The organism is Neorhizobium galegae (assembly GCF_017877135.1).
GTDB classification, from domain to species: Bacteria; Pseudomonadota; Alphaproteobacteria; order Rhizobiales; family Rhizobiaceae; genus Neorhizobium; species Neorhizobium galegae_A.
The window spans coordinates 1073856-1095318 of record NZ_JAGIPH010000001.1; the positions used below are offsets into that span (position 1 = coordinate 1073856).

19 protein-coding genes, 1 tRNA gene and 1 riboswitch are annotated in these 21463 nt (G+C 62.7%); of the genes, 7 read left to right on the top strand and 13 right to left on the bottom strand.

Features of this window, described 5'->3' with window-relative positions; genetic code table 11:
• Window positions 1-39 precede the first annotated feature (39 nt).
• Window positions 40-1134: a 2'-deoxycytidine 5'-triphosphate deaminase gene (locus J2858_RS05275; protein WP_210103654.1), complete on the bottom strand. Its 1095-nt coding sequence runs from the start codon at window positions 1132-1134 to the stop codon at window positions 40-42.
• A 73-nt stretch (window positions 1135-1207) separates the two neighbouring features.
• A riboswitch (SAM riboswitch) is annotated at window positions 1208-1286 on the top strand.
• Window positions 1287-1328: 42 nt separating this feature from the next.
• Between J2858_RS05275 and J2858_RS05280 the strand changes: the two genes are divergently transcribed.
• Both J2858_RS05280 and apaG read left to right on the top strand, forming a co-directional pair.
• Window positions 1329-2513: an O-succinylhomoserine sulfhydrylase gene (locus J2858_RS05280; protein WP_210103655.1), complete on the top strand. Its 1185-nt coding sequence runs from the start codon at window positions 1329-1331 to the stop codon at window positions 2511-2513.
• Between the two features lie 136 nt (window positions 2514-2649).
• Window positions 2650-3042 carry a Co2+/Mg2+ efflux protein ApaG gene (gene apaG / locus J2858_RS05285; RefSeq protein ID WP_210103656.1) on the top strand — a complete coding sequence of 131 codons (393 nt, stop codon included), beginning with the start codon at window positions 2650-2652 and terminating at the stop codon, window positions 3040-3042.
• Window positions 3043-3061: 19 nt separating this feature from the next.
• On the opposite strand, the gene J2858_RS05290 is transcribed toward apaG, so the two are convergent.
• The 3 genes from J2858_RS05290 to J2858_RS05300 all read right to left on the bottom strand — a co-directional run bounded on the left by J2858_RS05290 (window position 3062) and on the right by J2858_RS05300 (window position 6401).
• Complete coding sequence (locus tag J2858_RS05290; RefSeq protein WP_210103657.1) at window positions 3062-4051, bottom strand: Hsp33 family molecular chaperone; 990 nt, start codon at window positions 4049-4051, stop codon at window positions 3062-3064.
• 181 nt (window positions 4052-4232) lie between these two features.
• Complete coding sequence (argF, locus tag J2858_RS05295) at window positions 4233-5150, bottom strand: ornithine carbamoyltransferase (RefSeq protein WP_210103658.1); 918 nt, start codon at window positions 5148-5150, stop codon at window positions 4233-4235.
• 54 nt (window positions 5151-5204) lie between these two features.
• Window positions 5205-6401 (bottom strand): aspartate aminotransferase family protein, encoded by a 1197-nt coding sequence (locus J2858_RS05300; RefSeq protein ID WP_210103659.1) that lies wholly within the window; start codon window positions 6399-6401, stop codon window positions 5205-5207.
• Between the two features lie 429 nt (window positions 6402-6830).
• Between J2858_RS05300 and J2858_RS05305 the strand changes: the two genes are divergently transcribed.
• Window positions 6831-7394, top strand: coding sequence for a GcrA family cell cycle regulator (locus J2858_RS05305; protein WP_210103660.1), 564 nt, complete (start codon window positions 6831-6833; stop codon window positions 7392-7394).
• A 166-nt stretch (window positions 7395-7560) separates the two neighbouring features.
• Here the strand turns inward: J2858_RS05305 and phoB are convergent, their stop codons facing one another.
• The 7 genes from phoB to phoR form a co-directional block, all read right to left on the bottom strand.
• Window positions 7561-8244: a phosphate regulon transcriptional regulator PhoB gene (gene phoB / locus J2858_RS05310; protein WP_210103661.1), complete on the bottom strand. Its 684-nt coding sequence runs from the start codon at window positions 8242-8244 to the stop codon at window positions 7561-7563.
• 26 nt (window positions 8245-8270) lie between these two features.
• A complete protein-coding gene (gene phoU, locus J2858_RS05315; RefSeq protein ID WP_210103662.1) occupies window positions 8271-8981 on the bottom strand; it encodes a phosphate signaling complex protein PhoU in 711 nt (236 codons plus the stop codon).
• A gap of 51 nt (window positions 8982-9032) precedes the next feature.
• Window positions 9033-9848 carry a phosphate ABC transporter ATP-binding protein PstB gene (gene pstB, locus J2858_RS05320; protein ID WP_210103663.1) on the bottom strand — a complete coding sequence of 272 codons (816 nt, stop codon included), beginning with the start codon at window positions 9846-9848 and terminating at the stop codon, window positions 9033-9035.
• A 13-nt stretch (window positions 9849-9861) separates the two neighbouring features.
• On the bottom strand, window positions 9862-11184 hold the full coding sequence (gene pstA / locus J2858_RS05325) for a phosphate ABC transporter permease PstA (protein ID WP_210103664.1): 1323 nt from the start codon (window positions 11182-11184) through the stop codon (window positions 9862-9864).
• Window positions 11181-12665, bottom strand: a complete 1485-nt coding sequence (gene pstC / locus J2858_RS05330; protein ID WP_210103665.1) for a phosphate ABC transporter permease subunit PstC — start codon at window positions 12663-12665, stop codon at window positions 11181-11183. The genes pstA and pstC overlap by 4 nt, the downstream gene beginning before the upstream one ends.
• 187 nt (window positions 12666-12852) lie before the next feature.
• On the bottom strand, window positions 12853-13887 hold the full coding sequence (locus J2858_RS05335; protein ID WP_210103666.1) for a substrate-binding domain-containing protein: 1035 nt from the start codon (window positions 13885-13887) through the stop codon (window positions 12853-12855).
• Between the two features lie 193 nt (window positions 13888-14080).
• On the bottom strand, window positions 14081-15328 hold the full coding sequence (phoR, locus tag J2858_RS05340) for a phosphate regulon sensor histidine kinase PhoR (RefSeq protein ID WP_210103667.1): 1248 nt from the start codon (window positions 15326-15328) through the stop codon (window positions 14081-14083).
• A 212-nt stretch (window positions 15329-15540) separates the two neighbouring features.
• Between phoR and ppk2 the strand changes: the two genes are divergently transcribed.
• Window positions 15541-16437, top strand: coding sequence for a polyphosphate kinase 2 (gene ppk2 / locus J2858_RS05345; RefSeq protein WP_210103668.1), 897 nt, complete (start codon window positions 15541-15543; stop codon window positions 16435-16437).
• 36 nt (window positions 16438-16473) lie between these two features.
• Here the strand turns inward: ppk2 and J2858_RS05350 are convergent, their stop codons facing one another.
• The gene (locus J2858_RS05350; protein ID WP_210103669.1) at window positions 16474-17943 is read right to left on the bottom strand and encodes a hypothetical protein; all 1470 of its coding nucleotides are present in this window, start codon (window positions 17941-17943) and stop codon (window positions 16474-16476) included.
• A 294-nt stretch (window positions 17944-18237) separates the two neighbouring features.
• Between J2858_RS05350 and J2858_RS05355 the strand changes: the two genes are divergently transcribed.
• Together J2858_RS05355 and J2858_RS05360 are read left to right on the top strand one after the other, a co-directional pair.
• Window positions 18238-18313, top strand: a tRNA-Thr gene (locus tag J2858_RS05355).
• Window positions 18314-18483: 170 nt separating this feature from the next.
• Entirely contained in the window at window positions 18484-18846 is a 363-nt protein-coding gene (locus J2858_RS05360) for a hypothetical protein (RefSeq protein WP_210103670.1), read from the top strand.
• 176 nt (window positions 18847-19022) lie between these two features.
• Here the strand turns inward: J2858_RS05360 and J2858_RS05365 are convergent, their stop codons facing one another.
• Complete coding sequence (locus tag J2858_RS05365; protein WP_210103671.1) at window positions 19023-19415, bottom strand: PRC-barrel domain-containing protein; 393 nt, start codon at window positions 19413-19415, stop codon at window positions 19023-19025.
• A gap of 257 nt (window positions 19416-19672) precedes the next feature.
• Here J2858_RS05365 and J2858_RS05370 point away from each other — a divergent pair, with 257 nt between their 5' ends.
• A complete protein-coding gene (locus J2858_RS05370) occupies window positions 19673-21376 on the top strand; it encodes a long-chain-fatty-acid--CoA ligase (RefSeq protein ID WP_210103672.1) in 1704 nt (567 codons plus the stop codon).
• Window positions 21377-21463 lie beyond the last annotated feature (87 nt).

The window sequence follows — 21463 nt, forward strand, 5'->3', positions numbered from 1 at the left end:
TGCCGTTCAAGACAAAAGCGTGAAAAAAGCAAGCCGCCGTCAGCTGCGGAAATGCTTGGACAGTTTCAGCCCCTGCGCCTGGTAGTTGGAGCCGAGGCCCGAGCCGTAGAGGCCTTGCGGGCGCTCCAGCATGTGTTCGTAGACGAGGCGGCCGACGATCTGGCCGTGCTCCAGGATGAAGGGCACTTCGTGGCTTCGGACTTCCAGAACGGCCCGCGCGCCCGCCCCGCCAACGGCGGCATGGCCGAAGCCCGGATCGAAGAAGCCGGCATAATGCACGCGGAATTCGCCGACCAGCGGATCATAGGGCGTCATTTCGGCCGCATAGAGCGGCGGCACGTGGACGGCCTCGCGCGAGACGAGAATATAGAACTCGTCCGGGTCAAGGATCAGTTCGTCGCGGCCGCGGCTGTAGAGCGGTTCCCAGAAATCGAGCACGTCATGGGCGCTCTTCTGGTCGACATCGATGACCGAGGTGTGGTGCTTGCCGCGGTAGCCGATCAGGCCGTCAGGACCGGTGCCCTTCAGATCGATGGAGAGCGCGATACCGCCGCCGGATACGTTCGGGGTTTCGCTCGCCACCAGCGTTTCCGCCTCATGCAGTGCCAGAACTTCCGGTTCGGTCAGAAGCGCGTGGCCGGTGCGGAAGCGGATCTGCGACAGGCGCGAGCCGCGCCGCACGATGACGGGGAAGGTGCGCGGGGAGATTTCGAGATAGAGGGGTCCGGTATAGCCGGCCGGGATCTTGTCGAATTCCTGCGCACGGTCCACCATCACGCGGGTAAAGATGTCCAGACGGCCGGTCGAGCTTTTCGGATTGGTGGAGGCCGAAAGATCGGCCGGAAGGTCAAGGCTTTCCATCAGCGGCACGATATAGACGCAGCCGGTTTCCAGCACGGCGCCGTTTTCAAGATCGATCTCGTGCAGCGTCAGCCGCTCGATCTTGTCGGCCACCGTGTGGTTGGGGCCGGGCATGAAACTTGCGCGCACGCGCAGCGCCTTGGAGCCGAGGCGCAGGTCGAGGCTTGCCGGCTGGATCTGGTCGCCATCCAGCGGCGCCGTGCTTTTCAGCCGGCCGGCCTCGAAAAGGGCGCCGATGGCGCTGTCCGCCAGAATGCCTGATGTACGTGTCATAAACCCTATCCTTCAATCGTCGGACAAAAGCAAAAGCGGGCAATTGACGCAAGCTCCAGAGAGGCGTAAGGCAGGCTTATCCCGTGGTGATTTGGCCGGTCGGCTTGCAGCCACGTTAAATAAGTGGCTAAAAAGACCGGGTGCGAAACCGGTCTGCATATGCGACCGGTTTTTTTGTTACGAAGGTGACACGCATGAGCAAGACCTGGCGCCCCGCAACCCGATTGGTTCACGAAGGCACGCTGCGCTCGCAGTATGGCGAAACGTCCGAAGCGATCTACCTGACGCAAGGGTTCGTCTACGAGAATTCCGCCGCCGCCGAAGCCCGCTTCAAGGGCGAGACGGACGGTTTCATCTACGCCCGCTACGGCAGCCCCACCAATGACATGTTCGAAAAGCGCATGATTGCGCTGGAAGGTGCGGAAGATGCACGCGCCACGGCATCCGGCATGGCAGCGGTTGCTGCGGCAATCCTGTGCCAGGTAAAGGCCGGCGACCATATCGTCGCTGCACGCGCGCTCTTCGGCTCCTGCCGCTACATCGTCGAGACGCTGGCGCCGAAATATGGCGTCGAGTGTACGCTGGTCGATGGACGCGACCTTGCCAACTGGGAAGCCGCGATCCGCCCCAACACCAAGGTGATGTTCCTCGAAAGCCCCACCAACCCGACGCTGGAAGTGGTCGACATCGCAGGCGTTGCCAAGCTCGCCAACCAGATCGGCGCCAAGGTGGTGGTCGACAATGTGTTTGCCACCCCGCTCTTCCAGAAGCCGCTGGAACTGGGTGCGCATATCGTCGTCTACTCCGCGACGAAGCATATCGACGGTCAGGGCCGCTGCCTCGGCGGCGTGATCCTCTCCGACAAGCAGTGGATCGACGAGAACCTGCACGACTATTTCCGCCACACGGGCCCGGCCATGTCGCCGTTCAATGCCTGGACGCTGCTGAAGGGGCTGGAGACGCTGCCGCTTCGCGTGCGTCAGCAGACGGCAAGTGCCGCCCGCATCGCCGATTTCCTCGCCGACCAGCCGAAGGTGGCCAAGGTCATCTATCCCGGCCGCAAGGACCATCCGCAGGCCGACATCATTGCCAAGCAGATGACCGGCGGCTCGACGCTGATCTGCATCGAGCTGAAGGGTGGCAAGGAAGCCGCCTTTGCCGTGCAGGACGCGCTGGAGGTCATCAAGATTTCCAACAATCTCGGCGATTCCAAGAGCCTGATCACCCATCCGGCGACGACGACGCACAAGAACCTCACCGACGAGGCCCGCGCCGAGCTTGGCATTTCCGGCGGCACGCTGCGCCTCTCCTGCGGCATCGAAGACACCGACGACCTGGTGGACGATCTGACGCGGGCGCTTGCGACCGTCTCCGCCTGAAAACACCGGGACATCTGCAAAGCACGCAGTTGAACGCGGTTAATTGACAGTTCGTGACTGTCCCGATGGGCGCATTTCTTGACCTTGCGCCCATCCTGTACGATATCCCTCTGTGTACAGAGTAAAGGTATCGCGCATGTACCGGGCCCGGACGAAGGATATCGAAGTCGAGGTGGAACCCTATTATCTGGAGGAGCAATCCGATCCGGACGACAGCCGCTATGTCTGGGGCTACCGCATCGTCATCGCCAATCACTCGGATCTCACCGTCCGCCTCATTCACCGCTACTGGCACATTACCGACCAGAACGGCCTCGTGGACGAAGTGGAGGGGCCGGGCGTCGTCGGCGAGCAGCCGCGGCTGAAGCCGGGCGATACCTATGAATATTCGTCGGGCTGCCCGCTCGATACGCCATCAGGCCTGATGTTCGGCCATTACCAGATGGAAACCGACGAAGGCGAGATTTTTACCGTCGACATCCCCGCCTTCTCGCTGGATAGCCCGGGTCTTGCGCGGGTTCTGAACTGAGGTCCCGCGCAAGGGTTGATCAGGCCGGCTCGAATTCCGACGGATCGTAGCGGTAGGTTGTCGAGCAGAATTCGCAGGTGACCGCGATTTCGCCCTCTTCGATGCTGGCGGTGATTTCCTCGGCGGTAAAGCCGGCCAGCACGCCCTTGATCTTGTCGCGCGAGCAGCTGCACCGGTCAAGAACCGCCTGCGGTTCGAAAATGCGCACGCCGCGCTCATGGAAGAGGCGAAACAGCAGCCGCTCGATCCCGACCAGCGGATCCGTCAGTTCGTCGGTATCCACCGTCTGCACCAGCGTGCTGGCCTCCGTCCAGGCATCGTCGGAGACATGGTCGAGCTCGCGCTCATCCCCGTCACCGCCATGCAGGTCCTGCTGGCGCATGCGCTCCGGCGCCTGCGGCAGAAACTGCGCCAGCACGCCGCCGGCGCGCCAGTTGTGGCGCGGCTTTCCCGCTTCATCCCGGTCGATCAGTTCGGCCACCCCAAGGCGCACCTTGGTCGGGATCTGTTCCGACTGGCGGAAATAAACGCCGGCGATTTCCTCAAGCGAGGAGCCATCGAGCGGCACGATGCCCTGATAGGGGGTCATGCCATGGCCCTGGTCGATGGTGAAGGCGAGAAACCCTTCGCCCAGAAGCTCGGGCGGCGAAACGCGCCCGGCTTTGACGGCATCCGCCAGCGCCTCCTCGTCGAAACGGGCATAGGCGCGCATGCTTTCGGGGCTCGAAAAATCCGCCACCAGCAGGTCGACCGGACCGTTCCCCTTGGTCTGAACGGTAAACCGCCCCTCGAACTTCAGGGAGGTGCCGATGAGCGCCGTCAGAACGATGGCTTCGGCCAGCAGGCGCGCCACCGGCGCCGGATAGTCGTGACGCCCCAGAATGGTATTCAAAAGCGGCCCGAGCTGCACGGCACGGCCGCGCACATCCAGCCCCTCGACCTGGAACGGGATGACGCGGTCATCGCCCGCCAGATCAAGTTCACTCAGGTCCACTACAGCTTCTGCCATGACTTACTCCTTCACGCCGGAGCACCCATTTCGCACAAAAGGCGGCCGAGCGGAACCGCTGACCGGGCAAAGAGGCCGACGATGTGTCTTGAAACGCCCGAACCGGCAGATTGCGGACGCGATTGGAAAGCCGACAGATGGGGTGGCCCGGCGGTTAAATCAAGCCGGGCGCCCAACACGCTTAGACGGCGCCAAAGCACCAGGCCAGGATCGACTTCTGCGCATGCAGGCGGTTTTCCGCCTCGTCGAAGACCACCGACTGCGGACCATCGATCACCTCGTCGGTGACTTCCTCGCCGCGATGGGCCGGCAGGCAGTGCATGAACAGCGCATCGGAACCTGCCCGCTGCATCAGCTGGCTGTTGACCTGGAAGGGCTGGAAGACATTGTGGCCGCGCGCCTTGTGCTCCTGGTTCATCGAGACCCAGGTATCGGTGACGACCATGTCGACGCCTTCGACGGCCCGCTCGGCATCATGGAACAGCTTGACGTCGCCGCCATTGTTGCGCGCCCAGTTGAGATATTTGTCGGAGGGCTCCGACCCGAGCGGCACGGCCATGTTCATGCGGTAGCCGAAACGGGCAGCGCCCTCGACGAAGGAATGCAGCACGTTGTTGCCGTCACCCGTCCAGGCAAAGGTCTTTCCCGCCACCGGTCCGCGATGCTCCTCGAAGGTGAGGAGGTCGGCCATGATCTGGCAGGGATGCGTTTCGTCGGTCAGGCCGTTGATGACGGGCACTGTCGCATGTTCGGCAAGCTCCAGCAGGCGCTTGTGATCCGTGGTGCGGATCATGATGGCATCGACATAGCGCGACAGGACCTTGGCCGTGTCGCCGATGGTTTCGGCGCGGCCGAGCTGCATTTCGGTGCCGGAGAGAAACAGCGTCTCGCCGCCGAGCTGGCGCATGCCGACATCGAAGGACACGCGGGTGCGCGTCGACGGCTTTTCGAAGATCATCGCCAGCATCTTGCCGGCCAGCGGCTTGTCTGCCGTGCCGGCCTTGGTGGCCTGCTTGCGGGTGCGGGCGTCATCGAGAATGCTGCGCAGTTCCCCGGACGAAACCGCCGAGAGATCGAGAAAATGCTTAGGTGATGCCATGGTCCAATCCATCGGGGCGCCGTCCGGCGGCCCTTTGCGTTACGAAAGAGCCCGTCAGGCCGTTTTCTTCAACTGTTCGCGGCTGAGCTTTTCGGCAGCCCGTTCGATGCGCGCGATCCCTTCACGGGCCTCGTCGGCCGTGACCACCAGAGGCGGCAGCAGGCGGATGACGTTGTCCCCGGCGGGAACGCCGAGCAGGTGTTCCTCGCGCATGGCAAGCGCCAGATCGCCGGCCGGCACGCGCGCCTTGATGCCGAGCATCAGGCCTTCGCCGCGGATCTCCTCGATCACGTCGGGAAAACGGTCTTTTAGCGAAGCAAGGCCCTGACGGAAGACGAGCGCCACGTCACGCACATTTTCCAGAAAGCCATCAGCAAGCACGACGTCAAGCACGGCATTGCCGACGGCCATGGCGAGCGGATTGCCGCCATAGGTCGTGCCGTGGATGCCGGGCTTCATGCCGGAGGCGGCTTCGGCCGTGGCAAGGCAGGCGCCGAAGGGAAAGCCGCCGCCGATGCCCTTGGCAACGGCCATGATATCGGGCGCGATGCCGGTTGCCTCATAGGCGAAGAATTTTCCGGTACGGCCAACGCCGGACTGCACCTCGTCAAACATCAGGAGAATGCCGCGGTCGTCGCAGATCTGGCGCAGCTCGCGCAGGAATTCCTTGGCGACCACGCGGATACCGCCTTCGCCCTGGATCGGCTCGATCAGCAGAGCCGCTGTGTTTTCCGTGATGGCGGCCTTCAGCGCGTCGAGATCGCCGAAGGGGACCTGGTCAAAGCCTTGCGCCTTCGGGCCGAACCCTTCCATGTATTTTTCCTGGCCGCCGGCAGCGATCGTCGCGATCGTACGGCCATGGAAGGCGCCTTCGAAGGTGATGATGTGGAATTTTTCCGGGTGACCCTTGGAAAAATGGTAGCGGCGGGCGGTCTTGATGGCGCATTCCAGCGCTTCCGCGCCCGAATTGGTGAAGAACACCTTGTCGGCAAAGGTCGCCTCGACAAGACGACGGGCCAGCCGCTCCTGATCGGGGATCTCGTAGAGGTTGGACAGGTGCCAGACCTTTTCGGCCTGATCCTTCAGGGCCTGAACCAGATGCGGATTGGAATGGCCGCAGGAGGTGACGGCAACGCCTGCACCGAAATCGAGATATCGCTCGCCCGTTTCCGTCACGAGCCAGACCCCCTCGCCACGCGTAAAACGCAGCGGGGCCCGTGCAAAGGTGTCGAAAAGCGCGGCTTCAGCCATGGCGACATCACTCCTTGGGCAATCATCCGTCCAGGCGCCCGCGGGCTGCCCGAACGCAAACCAGAAATCAAAAATGCCGCCTTGAGCGGCGGCAGGCGCACTATCTGCATTTCAGGATCAACTGTCAACAAATCGCTTGAATTCCGGGGGATTTCCGCTGCGTGAGGCTGGCTTGCGCCAGGCTTTCGCGCTGTGACAAAAAAGACTCGCCTTAAAAGCAAGTTGGGGAAAACCCGGAAATCGATTCGCGGCGATTCCACCGACTCTTGTCAGCGAGTCCCCGGGCCGATAGGTTAAAGATCAATTACTAGACTGCATGCGGCGGAACTAGTCACCAAACGTATAGATATGGTATGTCCGGCAGGAAATCCTCCCGCCGGAGGGTGAACGATTCTGTCTCGCACAGATGCTCTAAGGCGGAGAGACAGCATGAACTGGACGGACGAGCGCGTCGAGAGACTAAAGCGGCTTTGGGCCGAAGGCCTGAGCGCAAGCCAGATCGCCACACAGCTGGGCGGCGTCAGCCGCAACGCTGTGATCGGCAAGGTGCATCGCCTCAACCTGCCGGGCCGCGCAAAGGCCGGCGGCACGCAGGCGACGGCGCGTACCGCGCCCGCCAAGCGCACCACTTCTGCGCCGCGCGCACCGAACTTTGCCGCCCGCACCCCGGCCGGCGCCCCCACCCGCACCGTTACCCGTCCGCTCGGCGCCACGCTGGTGACGGAAGAGGTCGAGGTCGAAGCGGCCGAACCGGCAGAATTCAAGGCACCGAGCAATGTCGTCGTGCCGATGTCGCGCAAGCTTTCGCTGACGGATCTCACCGAGCGCACCTGCAAGTGGCCGATGGGCGACCCGCTGAAGGACGATTTCCACTTCTGCGGTTCGGAATCTGCCGATACCTCGCCCTATTGCAAGTATCACGCGCGCCTCGCCTACCAGCCGGTGAACGAGCGCCGCAAGGCCGCCAACATCTCGGCCGCCGCCCGCGCCTGATCCTTAAGGGATCCTCAGCCGATGCGAAGGAAAAACGGGCCCCGCGCCCGTTTTTTTATGCGTGATCGGCAGCGCCCGGTAACGGGCCACAAGACAAACGCCCGGCAGCAGGGCCACCGAGCGTTGAAAGTGTCAGGTCTGGCAAATCCGCCGTGCGGGGAAAGCCTCAGGCTTCCATCGAATAGCCGGCGCCGCGCACGGTGCGGATGACGTCCTGCATGTTGGAAAAGTTGAGCGCCTTGCGCAGGCGCCCGACATGCACGTCGACGGTGCGCTCGTCCACGTAGATATCGTGACCCCAGACGCCATCGAGAAGCTGCGAGCGCGAATAGACGCGGCCGGGCGATGTCATCAGGAATTCCAGCAGGCGAAACTCGGTGGGCCCAAGCCGCACTTCGCGGCTCTTGCGGTGAACGCGATGCGTTTCGCGGTCGAGCTCGATGTCGCCGCAGCGCAGCACACTCGACAGAACCTCCGGCCGGGCGCGGCGCAGCATGGCTTTCACGCGCGCCATCAGTTCCGGCGTCGAGAAGGGCTTTACCACATAATCGTCGGCACCGGTCGCCAGACCGCGCACACGCTCGCTTTCCTCGCCGCGTGCCGTCAGCATGATGATCGGCAGGCGTTCGGTATCCGGACGCATGCGCAGGCGCCGGCAAAGCTCGATGCCGGAGACGCCCGGCAGCATCCAGTCGAGGATCAAGAGATCCGGCAACCGCTCCTGCAGGCGGATTTCCGCCTCGTCGCCGCGCAGGATGGTCTCGACCTCGTAGCCTTCGGCCTCGAGGTTATAGCGCAGGAGGACGCTGAGAGCTTCCTCGTCCTCCACAACCGCAATTTTGGGCAGCATGGTTCAGGCACTCCGTCAGTATGGCCTCACTCGGCCACGGCACCAAGCGTGTTGGACGTATCGTCCTTGGGGCGCTCGCCTTCCGGCTGGGCACCGGTTGCGATGTAATAGATCGTCTCGGCGATATTGGTGGCATGGTCGCCGATGCGCTCGATGTTCTTGGCGCAGAACAGGAGATGCGTGCACGACGTGATGTTGCGCGGGTCTTCCATCATGTAGGTCAACAGCTCGCGGAACAGCGAGGTGTACATGGCGTCGATTTCCTCGTCGCGCTGGCGGATGGCTTCCGCCTTCTGCACCGAGCGGCTGGAAAACACGTCGAGCACTTCCTTCAGCTGCACGAGCGCCAGCTCGGACAGATGCTCGAGGCCACGGGCAAGCTTGCGCGGAACGCCGGTGCCCTGGACCGCGATGACGCGCTTGGCGGTGTTCTTGCCCAGATCGCCGACGCGCTCGAGATCGGCTGCAATGCGCAGCGTGCCGATGATTTCGCGCAGGTCCGCCGCCATCGGCTGGCGCTTGGCAATCGTCACGATCGCCTTTTCCTGGATCTCGCGCTCGGCGTGATCGAGGATCACGTCGTCGGAGATGACCTTCTGGGCAAGCGCGCCATCGGAATTGACGAGCGCGCGCACGGCATCGCCGCACATCTGCTCGGCAAGGCCGCCCATTTCGGAAATCCGGCGGTTCAGGTATTTCAGGTCTTCGTCATAGGCCGAAAGGATGTGCGAAGGCATTTTGGCGTCCTCGGATAGGGGTGTCAGCGCAACAGGCGGGTCTAACGGCAATCAGCCAAAGCGGCCCATGATGTAGTCCTGCGTGCGCTGATCATCCGGGTTGGTGAACATCTTGTCCGTATCGTTCTCCTCGACCAGCTGGCCGAGGTGGAACATGGCGGTGCGCTGCGAAACGCGGGCCGCCTGCTGCATCGAGTGGGTGACGATGACGATGGTGTAATTGCTGCGCAGTTCGTGGATCAGTTCTTCCACCTTGGCCGTCGCAATCGGATCGAGAGCCGAGCAGGGCTCGTCCATCAGGATGACTTCCGGCGACACGGCAATGGCGCGGGCAATGCACAGGCGCTGCTGCTGGCCGCCCGAGAGGCCGGTGCCGGATTCCTGCAGGCGGTCCTTTGCTTCGTTCCAGAGACCGGCGCGCTGCAGGCTTGCCTCGACGATCTGGTCCATGTCCGCCTTGTTGCGGGCAAGACCGTGGATGCGCGGACCGTAGGCGATGTTTTCATAGATCGACTTCGGGAACGGGTTCGGCTTCTGGAACACCATGCCGACGCGGGCGCGCAGTTCCACCACGTCGATCGACGGATCGTAGATATCGTCCGTATCGAGCGTGATGCGGCCGGTGACGCGGCAGCTTTCGATCGTATCGTTCATGCGGTTGAGGCAGCGCAGGAAGGTCGACTTGCCGCAGCCCGAAGGGCCGATCAGCGCCGTCACCGTATTTTCGCGGACATTGAGATTCACGTCGAAGAGGGCCCGTTTCTCGCCGTAATAGACGGAAACATCCTTGCCCACCATCTTGTAGGAAACGTCATTCATTTTCTGATCCAGAGCCTTTTCAACTGCTGCTTCCGACATCATGTTCATTGGCCGTATCCTTCTACCAACGCCGTTCGAAGCGACGACGCAAGAGGATCGCGCCGACATTCATGACAATGAGGAACAGGAGCAGGATGATGATTGCTCCGGAGGTGCGCTCGACAAAGGCGCGTTCCGCCTCGTTTGCCCACATGTAGATCTGCACCGGCAAGGCCGTCGACGGGTCGAGCGGCGTCGTCGGGTAATTGGCGACGAAGGCGACCATGCCAATGAGAAGAAGCGGTGCGGTTTCGCCCAGCGCATGGGCAAGACCGATAATGGTGCCGGTGAGGATGCCGGGCATGGCAAGCGGCAGGACGTGGTGGAAGATCGTCTGCATCTTGGAGGCGCCGAGCCCGAGCGCTGCGGCGCGAATCGACGGCGGCACAGCCTTCAGCGCCGCACGCGTGGCAATGATGATCGTCGGCAGGGTCATCAGCGTCAGCACCAGGCCGCCGATCAGCGAGGCCGAGCGCGGCAGGCCCATGAAGTTGATGAAGACGGCAAGCCCGAGCAGGCCGTAGACGATCGAGGGCACGGCGGCCAGATTGTTGATGTTGACCTCGATGAGATCAGTAAAGCGGTTCTTCGGGGCAAACTCTTCCAGATAGATCGAGGCCGCGACACCAATGGGCAGCGCCAGCACCAGCACGATCAGCATCATGTAGAAGGAGCCGATGAGCGCCACGCCGACGCCGGCGGCTTCCGGACGGCTGGAAGCGCCGTTGAAGAAAATGCCAGTGTTGAAGTGCTTGGCGAGCACGCCCTTCTCGGAGAGCTGGTTCATCCAGCCGACCTGGCGATCGGAAATCTTGCGATTGTTTTCCGACACCGACAGGTTGATCTGGCCCTTGAAGGCCGAATCCAGATCCCCCGAGGCAAGTAGCCGAACGGGCTGTGTCTTGCCGATGATCGACGGATCGGCAACGACGAGGTCACGCAGCTGCGAGCGCACGCTGTCAGACAGCATAAGGCCCACATCGCGCATGGCCGTGCGGTCGGTTTCGGCAACGCCCAGAACCTTGGCCACCGCATTGCGGGCGAGGACCGGATAATTGGCGGTCAAAAGCTTCTGCGGATTGCTTGCCCGCTCATTCTTAGGATCGATCAGCTGCTCGGAAAACTCGATCGGCACCGTGATCATCGTCTGCTGAAAGGCCGTATAGCCCTTGGAGACGACCGACCAAAGAAGGATGAACAGGAAGACGAGGCCGAACAGGATCGCGGCAATGCCATAGGCGCGGAAACGACGTTCGGCAGCATAGCGGCGCTTGATCCCGATATCGCGGCGCGGGCGGCCAAGAGCGGCGGCCGGTGCGGCCGAAGGCGTGATGACCTGGCTCATTCGTACTGCTCCCGGTATTTGCGCACGATGTAGAGCGCGTAGATGTTCAGGCAAAGCGTGATGGCAAAGAGCGTGATGCCGAGCGCAAAGGCGACAAGCGTCTGCGGCGAGGTGAACTCGAGGTCACCCGTCAGCTGGTTGACGATTTTTACCGTCACTGTGGTCATCGGCTCGAACGGGTTGATCTGCATGCGGGCGGCAACGCCGGCGGCCAGCACCACGATCATGGTTTCGCCGATGGCACGCGAGGCGGTCATCAGGATGGCGCCGACGATGCCGGGAAGTGCTGCCGGCAGGATGACGCGCTTGACCGTTTCCGACCGCGTCGCGCCAAGGCCGAGCGAGCCGTCCCGCATGGCGCGGGGCACCGCCGTGATGATGTCGTCCGACAGCGAGGAGACGTAAGGAATCAGCATGATGCCCATGACGAAGCCGGCCGTCAGAACGCTCTGTGCCTGGATGAAGCTCGTATAGTTGCCGGTGGTGAGGCCCGCGATCTGCGCCGAGATATCGCGCAGGAACGGCCCGACCGTGGTCAGTGCAAAGAAGCCGTAGACGATGGTCGGGATACCGGCCAGCACTTCGAGAAGCGGCTTGACCACCGAGCGCAGGCGCGGCGAGGCATATTCGGCCATGTAGATGGCCGAGAAGAGGCCGACCGGCACGGCAAACAGCATGGCGACGAAGCCGATATAGAGCGTGCCGAGCAGAAGCGGAACGAGGCCGAACTGGCCTTCCGAGCCGCCGGAACCGGCCGCCGCAAAGCGCGGATCCCAGACCGTGCCGAAGAAGAATTCCCAGGCGGGGATCGCGTGGAAGAACTGGGTTGCTTCCGTCAGCATCGAGGCAACGATGCCGACGGTGGTCAGGATGGCGATCGAGGAGGCAAGGATCAGGCTGCCGAGAATGACATGTTCGACCCGGTTGCGGGCGCGAAACCGCGGCGCGATCAGCCGGTAGGAAATGAGGGCGCCGAGCACCGCGACGATGAGGACGCCGACCGTCGAGCCCCAGGAATTGAGCATACGCATGCGGTTAAGGTCGATGGCGGCCTTGACCATATAGGGTTCCGGATCGCCGGCAATGGCGACACCGCGGCCGCCCATCAGGGCGCGAAGGTCGCCGGGATTGCGCTCGGCCTGCGCCGTCTCGTCGGGCGAGAGCGCATTGAGGCCGCGGGCGATGCCTTCGATCATGCCGAAATTGAGGCTCTGGGTTGCCGACGACTGGGCAAGCGCCTCTGCGGGGAAATCACTGCGCACGACATTGTTGATGACCGCCGGAGAAATGATCAGCCAGGCGGCAAGCACCAGAAGGGCAGGAAGCGCGGTCCAGACGGCGACGAAGGAGCCGTAATAGCCCGGGCGCGAATGCATGGTGGACGACCGGCCGCCCGACAGGGCAAGGGCCCGCCGCGTCCCGGCCAGATAGCCCAGAATGGCTATCACCGCCGTCGTCAGAAGGAGCATTGATGTACTCATGAAATCCCCCGGCTACCGCCTGTCCGGCCACCATGGTGCATGGCCGTTCGGCTTCATTCATTGAAGCAGACTAAATTTTGGTAAAAACAGGTGTTAGCAAATGTCTTTTGGTCGCCCGGTCGATCCAGGCATGCCGTGGCGGCCATCGACCGGCGGGACCAAGCCCCGCCGGTCGATCGTTTTGCAATTACATGGTCTTGCCGGCAGCGAATGCCTTGCGGACAGCGTCGCGCTGGTCATCGGGGGCAGCAACCAGGCCGTACTGGGCCAGCGGCGAGTCGGGGCCGACCATATCGTCAGAGATGAAGAACTCGACGTATTCCTTCAGGCCCGGGATCACGCCGAGGTGCGCCTTCTTCACGTAGAAGAACAGCGGACGCGAAACCGGATACTTGCCGGACGAGATGGTTTCCGTCGACGGAACAACGTCCTTGACGGTTGCAACCTTCAGCTTGTCCTTGTTGTTTTCGTAGAAGGCCAAGCCGAACACGCCAAGGCCGGTCTTGTTGGCCGAGATGCGGGCCAGCGTTTCGGTGTAGTCACCGTCGATGTCGACGGCAGCGCCGTCCTTGCGGACAGCAACGCACTTGGCGGCAGCCTGCTTGGCATCGGTGATGGCAGCCTTGATCACGTCAGAAGCGCCTGCTTCCTTGCAGCCTTCCGTCATGATCTTCTCTTCGAAGACTTCGCGGGTGCCGTGCTTGGAGCCCGGGATATAGGCAGCGATCGGGCCCTTCGGCAGCGTCGGGTTGATCTCCGACCAGTTCTTGTAGGGGTTGGAAACGAGCTTGCCATCGACGACGACTTCAGCAGCCAGCGCCTTGTAGAGGTCCTTCGGCTCCAGCTTCATGTCGCCATTGCCGGAATCGGTGGCGAAAACGATGCCGTCATAACCGATGCGGACTTCCTGGACGTCCGTGACGCCGGCAGCCTTGCAGGCTTCCAGTTCAGACTTGTTGATCGGGCGCGAGGCATTGGCGACGTCGATCGTGGCTTCGCCGACGCCCTTGCAGAATTCCTTCAGGCCAGCGCCGGTGCCGCCGGATTCAACAACCGGGGTCTTGAAGTTCGGGAAAGTTTCGCCGAACGTTTCAGCAACAATCTTGGCATAGGGCAGAACGGTGGACGAGCCGGCAACCTGGATCTGGTCGCGCGCGGCAGCTGCGCCTGCGAATGCGACAGATGCCACCAGGGCAGCTGCGGAAAGTTTCAGGATGGTCATTGTAGTCTCCCGTCATGGGCTGGTGTGAATTCTGGCTGCAACCGGCTGTCGCTCTCGCCGATCATCAGGCAGCCTGTCTTAGCCGCCCGAGCCTCACCCTTTTATGTCATTTCGGTGAAACATTTGTGACAGCACAAGATATTGATTTTAATCGGAAATAATCATCGCCCCACAGATCGCCGGGCGCTTTGTGTCAGAACCGGACGGTAAAGTCCGTGCCCTTGCCCAGTTCGGATTTGACGATCAGCCGTGCGCGATGGCGCGTGAGGATATGCTTGACGATGGCAAGGCCAAGACCTGTGCCTTTCTTCGACCGGCTGTCGGCCACGCTCACCCGGTAAAACCGCTCGGTGAGACGCGGCACATGCTCGGCCGGAATGCCTGCACCCCGGTCGACGACGCTGAATTCCACCGGCTGCTGCGGCTCGCGGCGCAGGTGGACATCGACGATCTTGCCCTCCTGGCCATATTTGCAGGCGTTCTCGATGAGGTTTTCGATGACCTGCACCAGTTCGTCGCGGTCACCGGTCACCTCCACCTTACCCTCGGGCAGGTGCATGCGGATTTCCACCCCCAGTTCATGGGCAAGCGGCACAAGGGAATCGCGCACGCTGCCGACGAGCGGCACGAGATCCACGGTCTGGTTCGGCGCGATATGCGCCTTGGATTCCAGCCGCGACAGGGACAGGAGATCGTCCACCAGCCGGCTCATGCGGGTCGCCTGGTCCAGCATGATCGCCAGGAAGCGCTCATGCGCGCCGGGATCGGATTTCGCCGGCCCCTGCAGCGTCTCGATGAAACCGCGCAGCGAGGCAAGCGGCGTGCGCAGCTCATGGCTGGCATTGGCGACGAAATCGGAGCGCATGCGGTCGATGCGGCGCAGCTCGGAAATATCGCGAAAGGACAGCGCGAAGTAACGCTTGGCGGAGCGGCTGCCCTCCTCCTCTATGGGCGCCACGCGCAAGATATAGACCCGTTCGGAGGGAAGGCGTTCGGAATGCTCGATCTGGTTCGGCTCGCCGGTGGCGATGGTTTCGCGCACCATGTCGAGAATGCCGGGCGTGCGCAGCCGCGCCGACAGATGGGCGCCCGGCGTCATTTCGCCGAAGGCCCTGGTGGCTGCCGGGTTCTGGAAGAGCACATTGGCATCGGTGCCGAGAACGATTACCGGCATATCGAGCGCGCCATAGGCATCGGCAACGTCCTTCAGCGGATCGCGCGGCGCGGGCGCGGGTGCCGCCACCGGCGCTGACGGCTCATCGTCGATCGGAAGCGAGGGCCCAAGAGCCAGGGACAGGAGGATCAGCAGGAAGCCCGCGCCGACGAAGACCGGGTTGACATCGGCTGCAAGCGCAAGGACCGACAGCAGGCTTGCCGCCGCAACGACCAGCCAGCCGCGCCGCAACTGCTCGACACGCCCTGCCTTTACCTCACGCGCCATGCACGCCCTCCCCGCAAAATCCCTGATGAAACGCCAGCCTGACGGATGGTGATAATCGTCTCGCATGACAGATATACATCGGCACGGCGCGGCATTTCACAAAATTGGAACCCTTGCAGCTTTCTCAACAGCAAAACATTTTTTTGGATCGTCTCCCTGACGGCGCGCATTCCTGCTTTAGATAGATAAGCGCACAGGATGAGGACACACGGATGGACGCATATGACAGAACGGGCGAGATCGGCAGCCGCATCGCGCACCTGACGATCGACGGCAAGAGCCGAAGCTTCGATATCGACGATCCGCATCTGCCCAAGTGGGTGTCCGAAAACGCGCTGGGTTCCGACAACTATCCCTACGACAAGAAGCTCGATAACGACCGCTATCACGAGGATCTGGAAAAGCTGCAGATCGAACTGGTGAAGGCGCAGATCTATCTGCAGAAGACCGGCAAGCGCGTGATGGCACTGTTTGAAGGCCGCGACGCCGCCGGCAAGGGCGGCTCGATCTTTGCCATCCATGCCTGCCTCAACCCGCGATCCGCGCGCGTGGTGGCGCTGACCAAGCCCACCGAAACGGAAGCGGGGCAATGGTATTTCCAGCGTTACGTGACGCATTTTCCGACGGCGGGCGAGCTCGTGCTGTTTGACCGCTCCTGGTATAACCGCGCCGTGGTGGAGCCCGTGATGGGTTTCTGCACGCCCGAGCAGCACCGGCACTTCCTCAAGATGACGCCCTCCTTCGAGCAGCTGATCGTCGACGAGGGCATTCATTTCTTCAAGTTCTGGCTGAATATCGGCCGGGAAATGCAGATGAAGCGCTTTCACGACCGGCGTCATGATCCGCTCAAAATCTGGAAACTGTCGCCGATGGATATCGCCGCCTTGTCCAAATGGGACGATTATAGCGAAAAGCGCGACCTGATGCTGGACAAGACCCATACCAAGGCAGCGCCCTGGACGATTGTGCGCGCCAATGACAAGCGGCGCGCGCGGCTCAACATCATCCGGCACATCCTGACGACGCTCGATTACGATGGCCGCGACGACAGGGCGATCGGCAAGATCGATGACGACATCCTGGGCTTTGGCCCGGATGCCTTCTCCTGAGGCTCGCTTCTCACCCGACGGCAAGAAGCGCCCGGTTCACTGGCCGGGCAGCACCCGCACCGAAAACAGGTAGATCGACGACCGGCCGCCGAGGATATCGCTGTTGATATAGATGCGGCCCGGCTGGGTCGGCGCCAGCGTGCGATCGAAGGTGACGCGGAACAGGCTGTCGGCGCGTTCCTGCGAGGCGGCAATGCGGTGGCGCGCGCAATCGCCAAGGCTTGAGAAATCGCAGCGTACCGCCACCTGCACCGAACTGTCGGCCGCCGATTGCAGGGTGAGCGCAATGGTCGAGGTCTTGCCGGAGAGTTCCCGCAGGACATCGACCGGAACCTCGATGGCGACATCGCCGCTCTGGCTGGGCGAGGTGGACGTGATGCGCAGCGCCGGACCATCGGCCATGGCAACCGTTTCCACGGTGGCGGACGCTCCCGCCGCAGCCGCCGCCTTGCGGTTCGGCCCATAGACCTCCAGCCAATCGGAGGAAAAACCGTGCTGCGGGTCAAAGCCCGAGGGCGTGCCGGGAGCCGCGCCGGAAAAATCTTCCTCGCTGACGGTGGCCGGCGGATTGGGAACGCTCGTATCGCGCTGGGCGGCCGTGAGGAACAGGCCGGACGTCCAGGCCCACCAGCCGCCCATCACGATAAAGGTCAGCATGGTCAGCCAGATGAACAGGCGCGAAAAAACGCCACGCCGGCGGCGCTTGCGCTTTTCGCCGGGAATGCCGGGGGCAAAATCACCGCTCTCTGCCGCCGTCTGAGCTTGGCCTTTGCGGCCACGCGACGCTTTTGCCTTGCCGGCGCGCCCCTTGCGGTCGCCCGCAGGCGCCGCACCCAGCCGCTCGTTTCGACGTTCGCCGGACATGGCGCCGAGATCGGCAAGACCGTCACCTGCCGTAAGCGGCGACGCTTCCGGCTCGCCGGCTCCAAGGCGCGTGGCGCCGTCGAGACGCGGCTCCGCATGGACCGCAGCCTGGGCCCCATCAGGTCGTGCGGCATCAGTGCGCACATCCACCTTCGGCGCTTCGGCGCGGCGAACCTCATGGAGCGGCGCGGACACACCTTCGCCCGTCGGCTCCGGATCGATGGCGGGAGACAGAACCGGATCGATCCGCATCGGGCGCGAACCGGACGGGGCTTGGCTGGAAATCGGAGCGGCCGCAGGAGCAGGCTTTGCGGCCACAGGCGCCGGTGAAGACGGCTGCGGTGCGGACGCAGGGGGCACCTCAACTGGGAGCACCGAGGTAGGGGGCACCGAAGCGGGAGCCGGCGATGCCGGTGCCGGGCGTTCGGCGTCGCGCGCCTTTTCCTCGCTCTCGATCTCGCGGATTTTTGCTTCCAGGCGCTGGCGTTCGGCCTCGATCACGGCGGGATCGGTCACGGCCTGACGGGTGAGGCCGGCGTCCAGCGCCTGGCGGGCCGTCTGGTAGATACGGGCGCGCGTTGCGGCATCGCCGCGCTCGGAGCGTGACAGCGCGTTCCTGATTGCCGTTTCCAATCCACTCACTGCGTCGCCTTCACTTTCGCTGTCCGTCCTGTCCGTTCGCCGTCGGTTCGGTCATCCGGGTGCTGCCTCGGCGCCCATCTGCCCTGCACCCTGCGGCGCTGTCGTTCTTTCGGTAAACGCTCGCAGGACGAACTGCAAGCACCGGCGCTTCTCTGTTCCTTTTGGCGCCATAGAAGGCCCTTCCAAGGCAGTTTGGCAAAAGAGATCCACAGGATGTGAAAATCCCCGCTTGAAATCTCTGCGCATTGCCTGTATCAGCCCCGTCACACAGCAAGACCAACCGGTTTTGCCGGCGCCGCTTTAGCTCAGGTGGTAGAGCACATCATTCGTAATGATGGGGTCGCAGGTTCGAGTCCTGCAAGCGGCACCACTTTCTTCTCCCCGACATCGATCACGCCAAACCGCCTGTCGACCCGCTCGATGGCACATCTCCGCGCCCTCCTTTTCCTCCTGGTTGTTTTTTCCGAAACAATTCCGTGTTGGGCCTGTTGGACACCTGAAGGCCGGCAAATCATTGTCCGCCACGGAGGAAATACCATCATGAAAAAGCTGATCACGGTTGCCATCCTGTCGCTCGGTCTTGCAGGCACTGCCTTTGCACAATCCGGTTCGGGTTCGGGCGGCGCAGGCGGTGGTGCCGGCAGCACGAGCGGTTCCGGCACCAGCGGTTCGGGCACATCCGGCAGCGGCACTTCGGGCAGCACCTCCGGTTCGGGTTCAACCGGCACCTCGGGAACATCCGGCCAGAGCGGCACGGGGAGCATGGGCGGCAGCACCGATACCAACAATACGGCAACCGGCGCCGGCGGCACCGCGGGCACCAATTGCGCTCCGGACACCTCAACGCCGAATTCGAAGACGCAGGGCACATCTGCCCAGACCACGCCGAACCAGCATTGCTGATGGGCGTCTGATCGACCGAAAGGCCCGGGGCAGAGCGCTCCGGGCCTTTTTTTTTCTGTCCGGCAACGGATGGAGGGCGACGCAAGGCCCCTCTCCCGATACTCTGCCCGCGTACGCAAAAAGGCCCCGCATCGGGTAAGATGCGGGGCCTTCTGTCGGAACGGACTTGGTTTACCTTACATCCAGTAGGGCGGCACGCCGTAGTAGTCGTAAATGGTGCGATCGTTTTCGCGGTAGTACCGGTCGTCGTCACGATCCTGATAGCGGGGCGCGCCGATGATCTGGTCCTTGGTCAGATCGATGCGGTAGCCGTCGAGCGTTTCGTCATAACGCAGCTTTTCCCACGGCAGCGGAAAGTAGTCGTCGCCGATGCCGAGAAAGCCACCGAAGCTCAGGACGGCGTAAGCCACCTTGCCGCCACGCTTTTCCAGCAGCAGCCGCTCGACCGAGCCGATCCGCTTGCCATCGGCGCCATAGACGCTGGTGCCTTCGACCTTGTCGCTGGCAATCAGCGCATAGGTGTCCTTTACATAAGGGTCCTGGCCGGCTCTTGGTTCCTGGTGCAACATCGCTTTTCCTCCGTGTTGTTTCGGATAAAAGGAAAACGGGGCTCGCCGCGGAAGGTTCCTCTGCAAGGCGCAACCGCTCCTTGCCTCCTGCCCGCAGATGCCGGCCTCCTGTCGCGCAGCCGATTGACGTTTACGTCAAAGTTATCTAGCTTCCCGCCATGGCTGGTTTCGCAAGAGCCGGCAGGGCCAAGGGGTCAGGCAACTGGAGTGGAGGCCAGTTGCCTGACCCTTCGATAACCGAGGAGGAATACGCCGCCATGACACCCGTCCCCCCCGCAGCTCAGGCTCAGACGCCGAAGAAGATCTGGCTTGCATCCTATCCGCCGACCGTTCCCGCCGACCTTCCGCCGCTTGCCCATCGCTCGCTCGCCCAGCTGTTTGAGGAAAGCTGCACGCGCTATGCCGACCGCATCGCCTTTTCCAGCATGGGACGGAGCATGACCTTTCGCGCGCTGGAAGAGGAAAGCCGCAAGATCGGCATCTGGCTGCAGGGGCTCGGCCTCGTCAAGGGCGACCGCGTGGCGGTAATGATGCCGAACGTGCTGCAGAACCCGGTCGTGGTCTACGGTATCCTTCGCGCCGGCCTCGTCGTCGTCAACGTCAACCCGCTCTACACGCCGCGCGAGCTGGAACACCAGCTGAATGATTCCGGCGCGCGCGCCATCTTCGTTCTGGAAAACTTTGCCCATACGGTGCAGCAGGTCGTCGCCAGAACCGATGTGAAACATGTGGTGGTGACAGCGCTGGGCGACATGCTGGGCCTCAAGGGCCACGTGGTCAACCTCGTCGTGCGGCGCGTGAAGAAGCTGGTGCCTGCCTGGTCCATGCCGATGGCAACCTCTTTCCGGCAGGTTCTGTCGGCCGGCGGCCGTGGCACGCTGCGGCCGATCGAGGTGGCGCTCGATGACCTGGCCTTCCTGCAATATACCGGCGGCACGACCGGCATATCCAAGGGCGCCATGCTCACCCATCGCAACCTTCTCTGCAACAAGGACCAGATGGGCTACTGGCTGGAAAGCGCCTTCCTGAAACGCCAGCGGCCGGAGGTTCTGGTGTTTCTCTGCGCGCTGCCGCTCTACCATATCTTTGCGCTGACGGTGAATTCGCTGATGGGCATTGCGACCGGCAGCCACAATGTGCTGATCGCCAACCCGCGCGACCTGCCGGCCCTGGTCGGCGAAATCCGCAAGCACCGGATTCACATCTTTCCCGGCCTCAACACGCTGTTCAACGCGCTTTTGAACAATGCCGAATTCCAGAAGCTCGATCATTCGTCGCTGACGCTGGTGTTCGGCGGCGGCATGGCGGTGCAGCGCCCGGTGGCCGAGCGCTGGTACGAGATGACCGGTTGCCCGATCACCGAAGGCTACGGGCTTTCCGAAACCGCCCCGGTCGCCACCGCAAACCGCGTCGACACGACCGAATTCACCGGCACGATCGGCCTTCCGGTGTCTTCCACCGAGGTCAGCATCCGCGACGAGGACGGCCATGACTTGACCCATGGCGAGGTGGGCGAGATCTGCATCCGCGGCCCGCAGGTGATGGCCGGCTACTGGAACCGACCGGATGAAACGGCAAAGGCAATGACGGCGGACGGCTATTTCCGCTCCGGCGACATGGGTTTCATGGACCAGCGCGGCTATGTGAAGATCGTCGACCGCAAGAAGGACATGATCCTCGTCTCCGGCTTCAACGTCTATCCGAACGAGGTGGAGGAGGTCGCCGCCATGCATCCCGGCGTGCTCGAATGCGCCGCGATCGGCGTGCCGGACGGCAATTCCGGCGAAGCGGTGAAGCTTTTCGTCGTCAAGAAGGATCAGACCTTGACGGAAGCGGCGCTGAAGGCACACTGCGCCGAAAACCTGACCAATTACAAGCGGCCGAAACTGATCGAGTTTCGAACGGAACTGCCGAAATCGCCCGTCGGCAAGATCCTGCGGCGCGAATTGCGGCCGAAGTGACGATCCGTGAAGATCGTCACGATTTGTGACGCATCCGGGATGGACGCCCTGCCGCACGGCGTCTATGGAAAAGCATCAAGAGGGGCC

What these genes read in the sequence shown, in the direction of transcription:
- J2858_RS05275 (WP_210103654.1), bottom strand. Translation starts at nt 1,134, where the DNA reads ATGACACGTACATCAGGCATTCTGGCGGACAGCGCCATCGGCGCCCTT.
- J2858_RS05280 (WP_210103655.1), top strand. Translation starts at nt 1,329, where the DNA reads ATGAGCAAGACCTGGCGCCCCGCAACCCGATTGGTTCACGAAGGCACG.
- apaG (WP_210103656.1), top strand. Translation starts at nt 2,650, where the DNA reads ATGTACCGGGCCCGGACGAAGGATATCGAAGTCGAGGTGGAACCCTAT.
- J2858_RS05290 (WP_210103657.1), bottom strand. Translation starts at nt 4,051, where the DNA reads ATGGCAGAAGCTGTAGTGGACCTGAGTGAACTTGATCTGGCGGGCGAT.
- argF (WP_210103658.1), bottom strand. Translation starts at nt 5,150, where the DNA reads ATGGCATCACCTAAGCATTTTCTCGATCTCTCGGCGGTTTCGTCCGGG.
- J2858_RS05300 (WP_210103659.1), bottom strand. Translation starts at nt 6,401, where the DNA reads ATGGCTGAAGCCGCGCTTTTCGACACCTTTGCACGGGCCCCGCTGCGT.
- J2858_RS05305 (WP_210103660.1), top strand. Translation starts at nt 6,831, where the DNA reads ATGAACTGGACGGACGAGCGCGTCGAGAGACTAAAGCGGCTTTGGGCC.
- phoB (WP_210103661.1), bottom strand. Translation starts at nt 8,244, where the DNA reads ATGCTGCCCAAAATTGCGGTTGTGGAGGACGAGGAAGCTCTCAGCGTC.
- phoU (WP_210103662.1), bottom strand. Translation starts at nt 8,981, where the DNA reads ATGCCTTCGCACATCCTTTCGGCCTATGACGAAGACCTGAAATACCTG.
- pstB (WP_210103663.1), bottom strand. Translation starts at nt 9,848, where the DNA reads ATGAACATGATGTCGGAAGCAGCAGTTGAAAAGGCTCTGGATCAGAAA.
- pstA (WP_210103664.1), bottom strand. Translation starts at nt 11,184, where the DNA reads ATGAGCCAGGTCATCACGCCTTCGGCCGCACCGGCCGCCGCTCTTGGC.
- pstC (WP_210103665.1), bottom strand. Translation starts at nt 12,665, where the DNA reads ATGAGTACATCAATGCTCCTTCTGACGACGGCGGTGATAGCCATTCTG.
- J2858_RS05335 (WP_210103666.1), bottom strand. Translation starts at nt 13,887, where the DNA reads ATGACCATCCTGAAACTTTCCGCAGCTGCCCTGGTGGCATCTGTCGCA.
- phoR (WP_210103667.1), bottom strand. Translation starts at nt 15,328, where the DNA reads ATGGCGCGTGAGGTAAAGGCAGGGCGTGTCGAGCAGTTGCGGCGCGGC.
- ppk2 (WP_210103668.1), top strand. Translation starts at nt 15,541, where the DNA reads ATGGACGCATATGACAGAACGGGCGAGATCGGCAGCCGCATCGCGCAC.
- J2858_RS05360 (WP_210103670.1), top strand. Translation starts at nt 18,484, where the DNA reads ATGAAAAAGCTGATCACGGTTGCCATCCTGTCGCTCGGTCTTGCAGGC.
- J2858_RS05365 (WP_210103671.1), bottom strand. Translation starts at nt 19,415, where the DNA reads ATGTTGCACCAGGAACCAAGAGCCGGCCAGGACCCTTATGTAAAGGAC.
- J2858_RS05370 (WP_210103672.1), top strand. Translation starts at nt 19,673, where the DNA reads ATGACACCCGTCCCCCCCGCAGCTCAGGCTCAGACGCCGAAGAAGATC.